Consider the following 14804-nt stretch of genomic DNA (forward strand, 5'->3'; position numbering starts at 1 on the left):
CATCGGGGATACATCTAATCATGGCACTGCTGATGAAGCTATCAAACGTAGTCACCAATAAGGGGAAATTCGTCTACAGCCGACGAATCCCAGCCGACATCAAACATCTTTACCCATCGTCGAAGCAGCCGTTTTTTCGTTGCCGCCTTCGGGTTCAGGTAGAGGGTGCTGATCTTGTAACGGAACATGCTGCACTCGAAGCTGCATTCGCACGGCTGGTCTCAGATGCCCGCGCTGGTGTACCTGATGCCTTGGGAGATAGCGGCATAGCACGTTACAAGCAAAAGGCATGGTCGAGCATCGACGACTCTCGAACCGAACGACAGCTCTGGTTGGAAAAAAATCTGAAGCTGACAAGCTTGTTCTGTCAATTGTGGGCGGACGCTCTTTCAAAGACGACGGTGGTGATCAGGAACGAAGAGACCTCCTAGCAGATGAATTGGCAAGAACTGGTGCCGACCCCGAACTTTATCGAATGGTTATCGGGGTAGAGAGACGACGACACAGAGGAGCTTATGCCACTTATGCCGCCGCCAGTTACCTTAGCAGATGCTGCCGGGGTCTACGAAAAGGAGCGTCTCGGGGAAAATGCAAACAAGTCGGCACGAAATACATTTAACAATATCAAACGTCGTTTGGAGACTTCGCTGGGGCCGCTTGACAGCATAAGCCTTGGCGCATGGTCGTCGATGCATGGCACGGGATTGTTTGCGCTTCTTGACGACCCCATCAATGGCGCGCTTTGGGCAGGTCCTCCTTTCCCCTCTGACATGTGGAACGGCATCAACGCAGAACGGAACCCTGACAGCCCCTATGTGAGTCCGATCATTGGCGACAGCAGGTTGGTGCGCTTTGCGTCGCACACCAAGGATGCGGGCGGTCCAACAGGCTGGGGCGACATGCGGATGGTGTTCCTGCAATACTCAAGCGATCCGATTGTCTTTTACGAACCAGCATCGGTGTTTCGCGCGCCTGAATGGATGAAAGAACCTGCTGCGGTTGATGTCTCGCCCGATATGAAATTCATGCCCGTCGTCACCCAGTTCCAACTTGCGGTCGACATGGCGCTGGCAAACTCCGCGCCGGATGGACATGGTCACGCCTATTATGGCCCTGACTATGTCCGACCATGGGTCGCGGTCACAGATCCGGACAATTGGAGCGAAGCGGACAGTGCAAGATTGGCGGCTCATTGTGATGGCGGTTTTCACCAAGGATGTGGAGACTGATTCCCGGTCACTGTCGGGTTTAGCGCAGCCAATGCGAGATGCATGGCGCGCTTAGTGAACATCATCAAGATACTTTTGGTCGTTAAGCCGCGCGTTTTCGTTCAGTTCCCTAATCATCGAACTTAAGGTATAGATTTCGATGGTTTCGTTATCCACATGACGCCGAGTTTTCTACTTGCTTCGGACAGTTAGTAGATTTGAGTTGTTTGTTCTTCGGAATGCCTCTTTTGCCCGCCGAACAGCCTTTTAGGCAAAATGAAGCAGACGCCACTATGGGCTCCAAACGCTCATCCAGTATTTTCAGGCAGGCTCAGAATGCATAATGAACGTATTATGGTCGGCTGAGAGGACTTCGCGGGCCTTCGACTTGCTGCACAAAAGGACCGCTCTTGAACTGATTGAGGAGATAAAGTCTTTGAGTTGACCGTAGAATTACGGATTGGTGTTTGATGTTCCACCTGCGATGAGTAGAAATGACCTCTGCAAACTCAAACAACATCTGGCGATACCTGTGGCTTTGGGCTTTCGCTGTTTTACTTGCGCTTTGTGGCTTGGCAGCTATCGAACGACAGAGTTTGGTGCGCGAACTGACAACCAAAAGCGCAACGCTGCATCGATTGGCCTCTCAACGCGCAGATCAGCACGACGCCCATTTGACGTCCTTGTCGGCGATATTTGTTGCCGGCGGGGTCGCGCGTCAGGATCTGTTCTTGGACGTAGCGGCCACAATCATGCGCTTCTATCCGCGCATTACCTCCGTAAATGTGATCCCGTTTGATCTGTCAGATCCAGTGATCCAAACGGAGCCCCGCGTCTTGGACGAGGACGCGGCGCTGGTTGTGCAGATGGCGCGCAGCTCCACTGGTGCTTTGCAGGTTCAGCAAATGCCGAACACGCCCGACCATTATATGGTCGTAAAGCGCACACCCAATACAGATGCCGCACGTCATGGATTGGCGCTGACCATCGATGCGCGCGCGCTGGTGGCGACCGATGATGCGTTTTGGCAAAAGCCGTCTGTTTCGCTGCGCTTGCTCGCACCGGACGGTCAGACCGAACTGACGAGTCAGTTTTCGGCGGATGAGGCAGGTTTTTCAAAGGCACTTGGAAGCGGATCGCAGCCATTGATATTTGAGACCGCTCTTGCAATTCGTCTGGCGGACCTCTTGCCAATAGGAAAAGTTCTGTCTGCAGTTGCGTTGGTCACAGCGTTGTTTTTACTGACAGTGCTTGGTTTGCGACAGCGTGCGCGCACAAGAGAGGCAGAAGGTCTTGCAAAACTGAGCGCACAGGAAACGCGGCTGGCGCATGCGTCGCGTGTCAACGCGATGGGCGAGATGGCCAGCGGCATGGCGCATGAGCTGGCACAACCCTTGACCGCAATCCTCAGTCAAGCCCAAGCAGGCAGGCGTTTGGCGCGGCGGGGTGATGTCGACCGTCTGGGCACTGTACTGGACGACACCGTGACTCAGGCGCAGCGTGCAGCTGACATACTCGACCGGCTCAGGCGCTGGAGCAAACCAAACCGCGCGCGCATGGAGCCTTCTGCGTTGCATGAAGCGATCCAGAGTGTGCAGCGTCTTTTGGCATCGGAAGCCAAGAGCCGCGCGGCTACGATCACGCTGTCTCTTCACGAGGTGCCGCTTATGATCGAAGCCGACCCGGTTGAACTGGAACAGGTGGTCTTCAATCTGGTGCGCAATGCGCTGGATGCATCAGACGGGGCGCAGGTTACCATCCGAACAGATGTGGACGGCGAGGCTGCTGTTTTGGATGTCATAGACGATGGCCCGGGTGTTCCCGAAGATATCAAGTCACGTGTTTTTGAGCCGTTTGTAACCAGTAAACCGGATGGAACCGGTCTTGGCTTGGCGCTGTGCCAAAGACTGGTCGAGGAAATGGGCGGCGAGATTGTGCTTCTATCGGATGCAGCGGAAACAACGTTCCGATTGGCCCTACCACTTTCAACAAAGGCGGTGACGCCATGAGCAATCACGTCTATTTGGTCGATGATGACGAAGCTGTCCGCGACGCGCTGACCCTTCTGCTGGAAACGGTTGGTTTGAATGTGCGCAGTTTCGCCTCTCCTGAAACCTTCCTGAACCAAGCGGCAGGTTTCACGCCCGGATGCCTTATCCTTGATATTCGGATGCCTGCGATCTCTGGCCTCAAGCTGCAAGAGAAGCTGACCGATCAGGGCATTACATGGCCCACCGTCGTCATCAGCGGGCATGGCGATATCGAGGCGTGCAGACGGGCTTTTCGCAATGGGGCTATTGATTTTCTCAGCAAGCCCGTTGACGAGCACGATTTGATCGATGCGATCCAAAAGGGTCACGCAGAGCTTGAAAGGCAGCAACAAGTCCTTGCGGAACGTGCCGAAGCCGTCGCTTTGGTCAATGGCCTCTCGGCTCGCGAGCAAGAGGTTCTGGGCATGATCGCAAAGGGACTAACGACAAAGCAGATCGCCGATGCGCTTGGCCTGTCACCGCGCACGGTCGAAAGCCACCGTGCCGCGATTGCGGCCAAGGCAGGTACGTCCTCTGCGGCTGAACTGACGCGATACTGGCTGGATGCGCAGGTGGACCCGTAGAACTACGGACATCCTTGCGGAGGCTACGAATATCACGGCCGACCCGTTGGAGCTAGACAAGGAGCATCAGTTCAACAAAAGGAGATATCCGATGATCCGTGCACTAACACTTGCCGCCGCTCTTCTGACACCTGTTGCTGCGTTTGCGCAGGAATTGCCAACCGCACCCTACCTGCCGCTCAACATGGCGACCCAAGCGGCACAGGCTGCTGTCGATGCGTGTGCCGCCGAAGGTCACAATGTCAGCGTTGCGATTGTCGCCCGCAGCGGCGTGACCAAGGTCATTCTGCGTGCCGACAACGCAGGCCCCCACTCCGTCGGGTCAAGCACGGGCAAAGCATTTACGTCCGCCAGCATGGGCCGCGACACTGCCGGCTTGGCCGGTTTCATCGGTGGAAACCCTGAAAACGACGGCCTGCGCGATATGGACAGCCGTTTGGTCATTCAAGCCGGTGGTTTGCCGATCAAGATCGGTGGTGCCTTGGTGGGTGGCATCGGTGTCGGTGGCGCACCATCAGGCGCGATTGACGAGACTTGCGCGCGCGCAGGCCTTGATACCATTGGCGCCGAATAAACCAAACATGACCTGCCCCTGTTCGGGGCGGGTCACCGCATGTGAAAGGTCAATCAAATGCTTCGTTTCCTGATCATAGCCGCCACGTTTGCTTTCACTGGCGTGGCCCATGCACAGACGGCACCCTCAGCCTCAGACATTGCGTCCTACACCGGGCTTCATCTAGCAGCCCACGAAGGGCACGTGGACGAGGTCAACCGGTTGATCGCATCAGGTGCCGATGTAGATGCACGAGATCGCGCGGGCCGAACGCCCGCCCATGTCGCCGCCTTCGCCTCGCATGACGACGTTGTCGCTGCTCTCGCCAAGGGTGGTGCGGATATGAATGCGCTGGAAGACCGTGTCTACGATGTTCTGACCATTGCCGCCGTTGCGAACGATCCTGAACTGGTGTCGTTGGCCATGCAGGTTGGCAACAGGCCGGACCTCGTCACCAGCGTCTACGACGGAACGGCCTTGATCGCCGCGGCGCATCTGGGCCACCACGACGTCGTCGCCCGACTGGTCGCTGGCGGCGCACCGCTGGATCATGTCAACAATCTTGGGTGGACCGCGTTGATCGAGGCTGTGGTGCTGGGGGACGGCGGGCCGGATCACGTGCGGACGGTCGAGATCCTTGTTGAGGCCGGTGCAGATAAAACCATTGGTGATCGCGACGGTGTAACCCCGCTTCAGCATGCAACGGCGCGTGGTTATGCAGATATGATAGAGCTTCTGAGATGAAGTTTTAGCCATATGGGGCAGGTCAAGTAATTTGCCGCATATGGGCCTCATTGACAGCTGCTTTGTGCACCAAACCCGTCATTAGCCTTTCAACCGCGACCTGGTAGGTCGGGGTTCTGAATTGACATCGGATGCGGCGCAACGACTGATCGCTCAACGTCGATACTGGCCAGCACTCCAGCCCAAAGCGGACCTCCACGGTCTAATCTTGATGCTGCGGTAGGGCCCGTCGAACCAGCCATTCGCTGCGGCAGCGCAGTAATGTGGTAGGCCACCGCCTTTTGCTCATGCAGTGTTTACTGACGCAGATAGCATTCGCTTCTGCGGCACGTTTCTCGCTGCGGCTCGGCCAAGGTCGCCGAACCGGTTTTCCATCGTTGGTGTGTCCGGCGGTGGTCCCGGTGCGCTCGCCTGCGCGTCGGAGATGCCTGACCGACTGGAGCGTGTCGGCGTCTTCGCAGGGGCCGCACCAACTGATGCGCCCGGCGTCTTTGCGGGCATGAGCGGGCTCAATCGGTTCTTCATGAAGCTGGCCCGCAGCGCGCCTTGGCTTTCGACCCTTAACACCCGGTTTGTCGCCTCGGTCGTCCGGCGCAATCCGGGCCGCTACATCGATCTGATGCAACGCAAAGTCCATGCCGTGGACCGCGCAGTTTTGCGCGCGCCCGGCATGCGAGACATGCTTGTTGCGGACTTCGCTGAGGCGCTGCGTGGGGGCGGACAAGGCATGGTTGACGATATGGCCGCCAACCATGGACGGCCCTGGGGTTTTGCGCTCGACCGGATCAAGATGCCGGTTTAATTCTGGTATGCAGCGCTTGATCGCAGCGTGCCACCTGCGATGGGCCAGTATCTGGCTGGACAAGTGCCGAACGCCGAATTTCATTTGATCAAGAACGCGGGACACTTGTGGCCGCTCATGCATTTGAAAGAGGTGCTGGACGCGGTGATCGCGCCAGACCGCGGCAATCAAAAGGGTGACGCATCACCGGACATTTCTTCACAAACAGACTGAACCCTACCCCGAGGCGTATTTGGATCATCGGAAGTTCCGGCGAACTCAGCAGTACATGGCTGAACACGCGCTTGAGCTCGGCAACCAGATCGTCGGGGCCTGTCGGCCAGAGAACGTCGGCAAGCCTGCCCGCTTCGGGGGCATCCTCAGACGATGACTACGGCCCTTCTTTCGTCAGGAAGCATCCTTTTGTCCGGCCTCATCCGTCTCGCTTTTCTCGGCCTCGCGCTCGACGACGATGCGAACCTTTGTCACCAACCCGGCAATGGCTCCCAAGATTGCAAGCCAGGGTGCAGCAAGCACGACAACCCCGCCAACGACCAGTCCGATATTCAGCGGTGTTTCAAGAAATACGTCGAAAGCATGCGTCGCCACGATTTCAAGATCAGGCAAGCGCTGTTTCAGCTTTCGCACTTTGGCAAATGACGCACGCAGCACAACCGCATCGCCGGTGCCAGAGACCGTGTCTTGGTCCAGAAGCTCGGGCGCATAGGTCAAATCCGCGACAAGAAGGATCGGGGGCCAGCCGTCCTGCCGGATCAGCATCGACAATGAGCCGGGCGTGTGACCCGGCGTTCGTGACAAGATCCTAGACCCGTCGCCCATGACGTCTTGGATGCCATCAAAGCCTGCGAACAGCGGATCGTCCGAGGGCTGAGACGCAAACGGTAGCCATTGCGCATCCGGACTTTCGATATGCTCGCGCAGAATCCATTCACGCTCCGGATGCGGGTCAGACAGCTGCGCCCATTCGCGTTCACTAACCAATAGTTGCGCCTGCTGAATATGTGAGACACCACCCACATGGTCGAAATGAAGATAGGAAACGACGGCCAACCTGACAGCGCCAGCATCCACACCTGATTTCTCAAGAACCTTATCGAGCCTGTCATCCTTCGTCACATGAAGCCGGAATATCCCGGGCAATCGGAATTGGCCAAGCGCACTGGAGATGTAACTGGTATCGGTGGCAATCGCGGGGTCCAGTCCGATATAAAAAAGGACCAACCCGTCTCGGTGCTGGATCAGAAAGTAACTCAGTGCGACCTTGATCCAGCTGCGTGATGTCAAAACCCACAACATTTACGGCTCCCACTGCCATAGCGATGCTTTTTGTGTTGCTCGGCCCCTCCTGAGCTAGAGACCAGCACTGAATTGATCACAGGGATGGCATGTCCCTTTTCTAGGGCGTTCAATAGCGTTCCCTCCGCGTCTCGCGATGATCGCCTGGACTTCAGTATCGATTGTCCGTCGTCCCCCATTGATGAAGATCAATAGGCTTGGAAATTGTCGCGTTAGCCTCTCGTTCGTTCTCTTTCGATTTTGTAGTGGGAGAAAATCTGATGAATGGTGCCATTTTCTACGCCAGCAAATACGGCAGCACGCGCGAATACGCAGACTGGATCGCCGATGCGACTGGGCTTCCTGTCTATGCCATTGATGCGCACGAAGCAGACCCGGCGGACTTTGAATTTTTGGTGCTGGGAAGTCCTGTGATCTATTACAAACTCATTTTTTCCAAGTGGGTGCGGCGGCACCTCGACGCGGTTTTGAACAAACCAACGGTGCTCTTTACTGTGTCAGGGGCACAGGCAGGCAAAAAGCTGGATGGCTGGATTAAGGACAGTCTGCCACCAAGTTTGATCCGCCATATGCACCACGTCGCGCTGCGCGGGCGGCAGAACCGGCAACGTCTGACATGGTACGACTGGTTCATGCTGACCATTGCCGGTCTCTTAAACCGCGACAGGCAAGCGGCCCGCGAGGAAGTGCAGGGCTTTGACTACATGGATCGAGACAGCATTCAGCCCGTCGTCGATCTGATCAAAGAACTGCAAGCGGCCAACGGATCGGATGCCCTGCCCCATGCCACCAATCGGCAAAATGGCGTATCCGAACCTGCCGGAAGCGAGGATTCGACATGAATGTTCAAACTAATAACTCACACCTGTCGTCGAGCGATCGCGCATCGCAACGCGCCGCGCGGATTGCTGGTGTGCTTTTCATCACCGCAACTGCATCAACAATGGCCGCCCAGTTAATTCTGGAGCCGCTGCTTGAAGGGTCAACGCCCACGGGTGCCCCGCAACCGCAGCTCGTCGCGCTGGCAACCCTGCTGGAACTGGTCAATGCGCTTGCCAGCGCAGGAATTGCGATTGCGCTTTACCCGGTTCTGCGTGGATGCGCCGAAATTGCCGCGGCAGGCTATCTTGGGCTGCGCGTCGTTGAAGGAGCAGTGGGCGTTGTTGCCGCTGCAGCACTGGCCGTGATTGTATCGACCAGCGCCAACAATTGGGTGTTCGCAATAGCCCTGCACGATACCGCATTCCTTATGGCGCTCCTCGTGTTCAGTTGCGGGACCCTGTTGCTCTATCCGATGCTGTTCTTCTTTCGGCTGGTCCCGCGCGTGCTGTCACTTTGGGGGCTGATTGGTGGGCCAATGCTTTTGGTGTCTTGCGTTCTGATCCTTTTCGACCGGATCGAGATGGGCGGCACGGCTGACCTGATCATGTCTCTACCAATCTGGATCAACGAAATGGCGCTGGCGCTTTGGCTGCTGATACGCGGCTTAGACCTGACGCATGCGGGATCGGGTGATCGCCATGCGGCCTGAGGACAAACATATGCGGCGCACTGGCCTCATTGTCGGGGTGCTTTTCATTATCGCGACTGCCTTCCTGTTTCTGGGTGAGGTGTTCTACAAACCGTTCCTTGATGCGCCCGACGTGTTGACCATCGCCGCCCAGAACAAGCCAGTCATCGTGCTGGGCCTGATGATCGAACTGATCTGCATTCTTGCAATGCCGCTGATCGGCGCTTTCATTTACCCTATACTGCGCCGTCTCAGCACCGGTCTGGCGCTGTCCTACTTCTTTTTCCGTTCGCTCGAAGCGATCATCCTGACCAACGTCGCGCTGACCAACAAATTCGCCCTTTTGTCTTTGAGCGAGGCGCAGCTTGCAGGGGCCGACCCATCGCTGGCCGACGGCGCGCTGATGTTGATTAGGGCACAAAATGTCTGGGCCGATACGGCGGGCATGCTTTACAATATCATTTTCGCTCTTGGTGCCATCTGCCTTTACGGAACGCTGTTCTATGCGCGGCTGATCCCCCGCTGGATTTCCCTGTTCGGGCTGATCGCGATTGCCGTACTCTTGGTGGTTGTTGGTGCCGCTATCTTCGTTCCTTTGCCGTCGTGGGGCCCATTGCTGATTGTGCCGATCGGGGTGCAGGAAATGGTCATGGCGCTTTGGTTCATTTTCAGAGGATTTGATTTTCGGGCGATCACACATTTGCATCCGCACAACACGGAGACCCCGGCGTGATCGGTGCGCGGGCGCACCACATAATCGTACCGCGCCGGGGCGGGCCGGAGGTACTGCAATGGGTGAGCGTGGACATGCCGGAACCCGCCCCGGGCGAAGTCCGCGTGCGGGTCGAGGCGGCAGGGGTTTCTGCATACGATGCTATGCTGCGCGGTCATTGGTTTCCGGGCTCACCGTCTATGCCCTACACGCCGGGAGAAGATTTCGTTGGCATCATAGATAAGCTGGGCGCAGGCGTTACGGGTTTGGACGTGGGCCAACGCGTCGGCGGTTGGACCTTTGGCGATGCGGGTGGCTATGCCGAATACCTGTGCCGTCCTGCGGGTGATCTGGTGCCGGTGCCTCAAGGGCTTGATCCCGCCATTGCTGTTGCGTTGATCGTGAACTACCTCACCGCAAGCCTCGCCTTGCACCAGACCGCACAAGTGACCACGGGCGAACGCTTGCTTGTGCAAGGGGCTGGAGGGGGGCTTGGAAGCGCGCTGTTGCAGTTGGGTCGCGAGGTGGGGCTGCGGACCTATGGCTGTGACGCCACCAGCAAACAAGCATTGATCGTCGCCGATGGGGCACAGCCGATTGATTACCAGTCAGAGAATATTGTCGCCCGAAGCCATACTCTGACCAACGGTGGTGCCGACGTGGTGATCGACCTGATTGGTGGCGCGCGACAGTTGCTGCGCTCTTGGCGCGCGCTGCGTCCGGGAGGTCGGTTATTGATGTTGGGCATGGTTGGCACGCTGCGATCAGGCTCGTGGATTGTCTTACCAAGCCTGATCATGCTTGGGCTCTTTGCGGTCTGGCCGCGTGGCCGGCGCATCGCCAAGGGACCCGGTATGGACGATTATCCGCGTGCCAATCCTGACTGGTATCGAGATAGTCTTTCAGGGTTTTTTGAGATGGCGCTTACGGGACGGTTGAAACCGCAGATCGCGCAAAAGCTGCCGCTACAAGATGCGGCAGAGGCGCATGCGATGCTCGAAGCTGGGGACATCTGCGGAAAGATCGTGCTGGTCTCTGGCACCTACACACCCACTTAGAACCGCGAAAGGAAACGATATGGATATTCAGGATCAATCAGTTTCAAAACTGAGCGGTCTGGCGGGCCTATTGGGAAGCGCGCTTCTGCTTGGGGTCTTCGCGTTCCTCTCGGTTTTTGTGGGGCTCGAAACACTTGATGCGCAGGCCGCCTTGGAACGCTACCCGGAAATCCGCTGGGCACGCATCATTGAAAATACCGCCTACCTCTTTGCGTTGGCGCTCTGGGCGCTGCATTCGGTGGGTTTGTTTGCGGTACTGCGGGCGGACAGTCCCGGCATATCGCTTGCAGCGGTCGTGATGTCAGTCCTTGGCCTCGCCATCCTCGCAGCCGGGGCGATCCCACACACGGCTGAGACCGTCATATCAGACCTTTACCACGCGCCTGAAACTGCCGCTGAACTGATGCCGGTTCTGATTGTCGCGTGGGAGGTCAGTCTGGGGTGGATCGATACATTTGTAGTGACAGGGATCGTGCTGACACCGGTTGGGCTGTTACTGTATGGTATTGCGATACTACGGGCCCCTCACTTTGGATCATGGACCGGCTGGGCAAGTATCCTGTTTGCAATAGCGGGGATTTATGCGGCCGTTGCCGGGCTGATCGAGGAAAGCGATATCGTGGGCGTTGGCATTTTTGCCTTGGTGTTCTTCCACATCGTCATCGGTTGGGCATCGTTCCGGTTGTCCGCGCACTAAGCAGCATTAGTCTTGTTCGAATTGCACCACGACATTCCCTTTCTTATGGCCGGTCCCGACATGAGCGTGGGCTTGCGTGATCTGATCGAAGGGGTAGACCCGGTCGATCACAGGTTTCAGCGAACCCGTCTCGGCCATATCCACAAGAAGGCGCATATCCTCGACCGCTTCGACCGCGACACCCGCATAGAATTTCTGCGGCCCAATCAATGACCAAACGGGCGCTTTGATATTGTCGAGAAGGCTTCCCGCAGCCAGCACACCGCGCCCGGACGACCGCAACATCCGCCTGATCTTTGTCAGTGGCAACGCGCCAACCGTGTCGAATACGACGTCAAAGGTTTCACTGGAACTGGTGATGTCAGCTTGCGTATGATCCACCACACGCTCGGCGCCGATGGAAGTTACGAGCTGTAGATTGACTGTGCTGCAAACACCTGTGACATCTGCCCCAAAGTATTTGGCAATTTGAACACCCATCGTGCCAAGCGCACCTGATGCACCGATGATCAGCACTGTCTCGCCCGACTTAATGTCTCCCTTACCGCGCAGGAAATGCAATGCTGCTGTCCCCGCAAATGACAATGCCGCAGCTTCTGGAAAGGACAGGTTGCGGGGCTTGTGCACGACCTTTCCCGAGGCCGGCATCGTGATGTACTCGGCATGACAGCCCATCGCGAGCCCGGGAAAGGCAATCACATCCTCGCCGACCTTGAAGGCGGTCACATCCTTGCCGACGGCTTCAATGCGTCCGGCCATCTCTGTGCCTAGGATCTTGCGACGAGGGCCGATAATACCGAAGGCAAGACGTGGTATCGGGCCGAACCCACGCGGTCCTATCATTGTGCGGGCGCGCCAGTCACCGCTGGTGACCGTTGCAGCATAGGTCTTGATCAAAAGTTCATCATCGCCCGGATCGGGGGTAGTCACTTCGGCGATCTTGACCACTTCAGGCGGTCCATAGCGTTTGTAGACAGCGGCTTTCATATGAGTTTAACCCTTATTCAAGAGACTGGGAAACCGCTGAGGTTTTGAATTGATGGATGTCAAAGGTCCGCGGTACCAACGACGCCTCCAGACCGACGCGGTTATACTTCCTGAAACTCATTCCTCTGTCAGCAAGACCCAGAGCCCCCAAAGACCCCACAGCGTGATGATCGGCAGAACTATCCAATATTCGATCGGGTTACCAAGCATCCAGCCCTCCGCTTTTCGCGCTGAATGGACCGCCGCAAGCGAAACGACAGGCCAATAAACGGTAATGCCGAAGGCAGCCGCCAAAGCGATGCGCCCCCATTGGCGACGCAACAGATGACCGATCAATCCGGCAAGCAGCAACGGTGCATAGGTAACGAGATCGCCAAAGGCGAAGGCCTTCCAATAAGCGACCCCGACATCTGTGACCAGTTCAGCGGATTCTTGTGTGCCCATCTCGACACCCAACTGATAATCGAAAACGGGGATGAGTTGCGCATAAATCAGGTAGGCCAGAAACAACCACCCTGTGGCTTGCAGTGTCCACCATGCGCGACCCTTGGGCACCTCGGGCTGATCAGACACCTCAAACGCTCACAAGTTCAGTGTGCCCAAAGCCCTGCCGGTAATCGAGAAGCGAGATGACGATGGGATCAATGCGTATGATCGCAAGATCGACGCTGTCATCGGTTGGCGTATACTCCGGAATTTGCGGGAATTTCTTGAACATCAGCTTCACAACGTTTTCGAACTCCTTGGGATCGGTCACGCGCGATGCCTTGCCGCCAATTGATAGCCCGACGATTTCGTTCCAGTCTTCGTAGGGACGATTAATGGTAAGCGAGACTTTGTCGCACTTGGTAATGTTCATGGCCTTTTGACTGTCAGCTGACGTGCCAAAATAGATCGTCAGACCATCGTTCATGAAACTAACTGTGGTGGCCTGCGGATAGCCATCGTCACGGATAGTTGCGATGGTCATATCGTCGGCATCGTCGATAATGGATATGATCTGGTTCTTCAGGGTCTGTTCCATTGCGTCATCCTCCTTCATGCGACCTAAGCTGAGAGATCACCCTCTGAGTTGTTTGAACACCTTCGGGTCAACGCTCGCAGCGCAAAGTATTCCGCCCCAAAGCGCGCCTTGAATGCCCTGGCTGACCACATCCTGCCCTGAAAGATAGAGTCCTTCGATCGGGGTCTTGGCGTTGAGCGCATCGCTCAAGACGCGCTCCGGCGTCCCGTCCAGCCCATAGAAGCGGCCCTCATGGTGACCCGTGATCGCCGCCGTTGCCAACGGGGTTGAAAGTTCGCGAAGAACCACGAGTTTGGCCAAATCGGGAAAGCTGTCTTCAAACAGCGCGAACATCTTGTCCTCAATCTGCTGTTTGAAGGCTTTGTACTCCGGGCCCCGCTCGCCCGAGGGAAGGTCCGCCCATTGGGCGACCGTGCTCCAATCGGTCCAGACCACCATTTCACCTGCATATTTCTGCTTGGGGCCCGGATCGTGGCTTGGATCTTTCAGAGAGGCAAACGAGACGAAAAAACCGGGCGGATTGCCCTTCGGTGCTGCCGACCACACCGCGTCAACCTCTCTTGTCGGATAGAACCAGTGGTTTGACCGTGTCGCGCCGGCCTCTTCCACGTCACCTTCGAATCCTAGGAAGAGGCTGAAATGAGCAATGGAGGCGGGCAGCGCTTGGATTTCCCCGATCCAGTCTTCGGGCCCGGAGCCCGCGGGCAGCAAAGTATTGATCGTCTCGCGCGCACCGATATTGGATATGACAACATCCGCATGGATGTCTTCACCATCAGATGTGCGCACCCCGACAACCTTGTCGTTCTCGACCAAAAGCATATCAACCTTCACTCCGGCGCGGGCCTCTCCGCCCGCCTGCGTGATCGTCGGTATGAGATGTTCCGCGAATGCCCGGCCGCCACCCACGGGATACCACGCACCGCTCTCCAGAAAAGAGCCGCAGATCAGGGCGTGCATGGCAAAGCTTGCCTTGTGTGGGCGGCCCCCATGATCTCCCCACTGCGCCGCAAAGGCAGCGGCAAGGTCCGGATTTCGCGTGAGGCTGTCGATGACCTCCTGCGTCGTTCGCTTGCACCATTTTTCGATGGCCCGGTGGTTCCACCATTCAATCATTTGGCCGACAAAGTCAGGCATCGCGCGGGTTGAGGCGATCGTGTACATCGTTTCCCGCCCTTCCCGAAGCGCGGCTACCCATGCCTCAATCGCTTCGGCCTCATCTGGAAACCGGTCTTTCAGGTCGCGCTCCTGGGCCTCAAAGGGCCTGGACAACACAAGGGGCGGGGCGTCTGCGAGGTGCAGGTTGTCATAGACTGCCCCCATGGGTTCAAATTCCATGGGCGTGTGCGTCAGCCAATCGATCATCCCCCGCTCCCGGTCGTCGGGCGCGACGCAGCCGAGATAGTGAATCCCAACGTCCCAAGAGAAGCCGTCGCGCGAGAAACTGTGCGTCAGGCCTCCCAGGGTTTTGTACTGCTCCAAAAGCAATACCTTGTGGCCCATTTTCGACAGTGCTGCTGCCGACGTCATGCCACCCATGCCGGACCCGACAACAATGGCATCCCATGTCTGCGCTTCGTCTTTAACCATAGCGACCAC

General features: G+C 57.1%; 17 protein-coding genes. 12 read left to right on the forward strand and 5 right to left on the reverse strand.

Going from position 1 to position 14804, the window contains the following annotated elements; translation table 11 throughout:
- Window positions 1-20: 20 nt before the first annotated feature.
- The 7 genes from MUY35_RS00930 (at window position 21) to MUY35_RS00960 (ending at window position 5921) form a co-directional block, all read left to right on the forward strand.
- Entirely contained in the window at window positions 21-431 is a 411-nt protein-coding gene (locus MUY35_RS00930; protein ID WP_248363117.1) for a hypothetical protein, read from the forward strand.
- 93 nt (window positions 432-524) lie between these two features.
- Window positions 525-1229 carry an alpha/beta-hydrolase family protein gene (locus MUY35_RS00935; RefSeq protein WP_248363118.1) on the forward strand — a complete coding sequence of 235 codons (705 nt, stop codon included), beginning with the start codon at window positions 525-527 and terminating at the stop codon, window positions 1227-1229.
- A 473-nt stretch (window positions 1230-1702) separates the two neighbouring features.
- Complete coding sequence (locus MUY35_RS00940; RefSeq protein ID WP_248363119.1) at window positions 1703-3217, forward strand: HAMP domain-containing sensor histidine kinase; 1515 nt, start codon at window positions 1703-1705, stop codon at window positions 3215-3217.
- Window positions 3214-3822, forward strand: coding sequence for a response regulator (locus tag MUY35_RS00945; protein ID WP_248363120.1), 609 nt, complete (start codon window positions 3214-3216; stop codon window positions 3820-3822). The genes MUY35_RS00940 and MUY35_RS00945 overlap by 4 nt, the downstream gene beginning before the upstream one ends.
- 91 nt (window positions 3823-3913) lie before the next feature.
- Entirely contained in the window at window positions 3914-4396 is a 483-nt protein-coding gene (locus MUY35_RS00950) for a heme-binding protein (RefSeq protein WP_248363122.1), read from the forward strand.
- Window positions 4397-4453: 57 nt separating this feature from the next.
- Complete coding sequence (locus MUY35_RS00955) at window positions 4454-5119, forward strand: ankyrin repeat domain-containing protein (RefSeq protein WP_248363124.1); 666 nt, start codon at window positions 4454-4456, stop codon at window positions 5117-5119.
- 292 nt (window positions 5120-5411) lie between these two features.
- Entirely contained in the window at window positions 5412-5921 is a 510-nt protein-coding gene (locus MUY35_RS00960; protein ID WP_348984489.1) for an alpha/beta hydrolase-fold protein, read from the forward strand.
- Between the two features lie 387 nt (window positions 5922-6308).
- Here the strand turns inward: MUY35_RS00960 and MUY35_RS00965 are convergent, their stop codons facing one another.
- Window positions 6309-7217, reverse strand: a complete 909-nt coding sequence (locus MUY35_RS00965) for a DUF4342 domain-containing protein (protein ID WP_248363126.1) — start codon at window positions 7215-7217, stop codon at window positions 6309-6311.
- Between the two features lie 197 nt (window positions 7218-7414).
- On the opposite strand from MUY35_RS00965, the gene MUY35_RS00970 reads away from it, so the two are divergent.
- The 5 genes from MUY35_RS00970 to MUY35_RS00990 all read left to right on the forward strand — a co-directional run bounded on the left by MUY35_RS00970 (window position 7415) and on the right by MUY35_RS00990 (window position 11194).
- Window positions 7415-8059, forward strand: coding sequence for a flavodoxin domain-containing protein (locus MUY35_RS00970; protein WP_248363128.1), 645 nt, complete (start codon window positions 7415-7417; stop codon window positions 8057-8059).
- Window positions 8056-8748, forward strand: coding sequence for a DUF4386 domain-containing protein (locus MUY35_RS00975; RefSeq protein WP_248363130.1), 693 nt, complete (start codon window positions 8056-8058; stop codon window positions 8746-8748). Before MUY35_RS00970 ends, MUY35_RS00975 begins: the two co-directional genes overlap by 4 nt.
- A gap of 10 nt (window positions 8749-8758) precedes the next feature.
- The gene (locus MUY35_RS00980) at window positions 8759-9460 is read left to right on the forward strand and encodes a DUF4386 domain-containing protein (RefSeq protein WP_248363132.1); all 702 of its coding nucleotides are present in this window, start codon (window positions 8759-8761) and stop codon (window positions 9458-9460) included.
- Between the two features lie 74 nt (window positions 9461-9534).
- Window positions 9535-10497, forward strand: a complete 963-nt coding sequence (locus MUY35_RS00985) for a zinc-binding dehydrogenase (RefSeq protein WP_248363134.1) — start codon at window positions 9535-9537, stop codon at window positions 10495-10497.
- Window positions 10498-10516: 19 nt separating this feature from the next.
- A complete protein-coding gene (locus tag MUY35_RS00990; RefSeq protein ID WP_248363136.1) occupies window positions 10517-11194 on the forward strand; it encodes a hypothetical protein in 678 nt (225 codons plus the stop codon).
- Between the two features lie 6 nt (window positions 11195-11200).
- Here the strand turns inward: MUY35_RS00990 and MUY35_RS00995 are convergent, their stop codons facing one another.
- The 4 genes from MUY35_RS00995 to MUY35_RS01010 form a co-directional block, all read right to left on the reverse strand.
- The gene (locus tag MUY35_RS00995; protein WP_248363138.1) at window positions 11201-12181 is read right to left on the reverse strand and encodes an NAD(P)-dependent alcohol dehydrogenase; all 981 of its coding nucleotides are present in this window, start codon (window positions 12179-12181) and stop codon (window positions 11201-11203) included.
- Between the two features lie 117 nt (window positions 12182-12298).
- A complete protein-coding gene (locus MUY35_RS01000; RefSeq protein WP_248363140.1) occupies window positions 12299-12754 on the reverse strand; it encodes a hypothetical protein in 456 nt (151 codons plus the stop codon).
- A gap of 1 nt (window position 12755) precedes the next feature.
- Complete coding sequence (locus MUY35_RS01005; RefSeq protein ID WP_248363142.1) at window positions 12756-13205, reverse strand: pyridoxamine 5'-phosphate oxidase family protein; 450 nt, start codon at window positions 13203-13205, stop codon at window positions 12756-12758.
- Between the two features lie 36 nt (window positions 13206-13241).
- Window positions 13242-14795: an NAD(P)/FAD-dependent oxidoreductase gene (locus MUY35_RS01010; RefSeq protein ID WP_282569147.1), complete on the reverse strand. Its 1554-nt coding sequence runs from the start codon at window positions 14793-14795 to the stop codon at window positions 13242-13244.
- Window positions 14796-14804 lie beyond the last annotated feature (9 nt).

It is taken from the genome of Aliiroseovarius sp. S1339 (assembly GCF_023195695.1).
Lineage (GTDB): Bacteria > Pseudomonadota > Alphaproteobacteria > Rhodobacterales > Rhodobacteraceae > Aliiroseovarius.

Coding starts and splice junctions, on each gene's coding strand:
- MUY35_RS00930 (WP_248363117.1), top strand. CDS start 21: ATGGCACTGCTGATGAAGCTATCAAACGTAGTCACCAATAAGGGGAAA.
- MUY35_RS00935 (WP_248363118.1), top strand. CDS start 525: ATGCCGCCGCCAGTTACCTTAGCAGATGCTGCCGGGGTCTACGAAAAG.
- MUY35_RS00940 (WP_248363119.1), top strand. CDS start 1,703: ATGACCTCTGCAAACTCAAACAACATCTGGCGATACCTGTGGCTTTGG.
- MUY35_RS00945 (WP_248363120.1), top strand. CDS start 3,214: ATGAGCAATCACGTCTATTTGGTCGATGATGACGAAGCTGTCCGCGAC.
- MUY35_RS00950 (WP_248363122.1), top strand. CDS start 3,914: ATGATCCGTGCACTAACACTTGCCGCCGCTCTTCTGACACCTGTTGCT.
- MUY35_RS00955 (WP_248363124.1), top strand. CDS start 4,454: ATGCTTCGTTTCCTGATCATAGCCGCCACGTTTGCTTTCACTGGCGTG.
- MUY35_RS00965 (WP_248363126.1), bottom strand. CDS start 7,217: ATGTTGTGGGTTTTGACATCACGCAGCTGGATCAAGGTCGCACTGAGT.
- MUY35_RS00975 (WP_248363130.1), top strand. CDS start 8,056: ATGAATGTTCAAACTAATAACTCACACCTGTCGTCGAGCGATCGCGCA.
- MUY35_RS00980 (WP_248363132.1), top strand. CDS start 8,759: ATGCGGCGCACTGGCCTCATTGTCGGGGTGCTTTTCATTATCGCGACT.
- MUY35_RS00985 (WP_248363134.1), top strand. CDS start 9,535: ATGCCGGAACCCGCCCCGGGCGAAGTCCGCGTGCGGGTCGAGGCGGCA.
- MUY35_RS00990 (WP_248363136.1), top strand. CDS start 10,517: ATGGATATTCAGGATCAATCAGTTTCAAAACTGAGCGGTCTGGCGGGC.
- MUY35_RS00995 (WP_248363138.1), bottom strand. CDS start 12,181: ATGAAAGCCGCTGTCTACAAACGCTATGGACCGCCTGAAGTGGTCAAG.
- MUY35_RS01005 (WP_248363142.1), bottom strand. CDS start 13,205: ATGGAACAGACCCTGAAGAACCAGATCATATCCATTATCGACGATGCC.
- MUY35_RS01010 (WP_282569147.1), bottom strand. CDS start 14,795: ATGGTTAAAGACGAAGCGCAGACATGGGATGCCATTGTTGTCGGGTCC.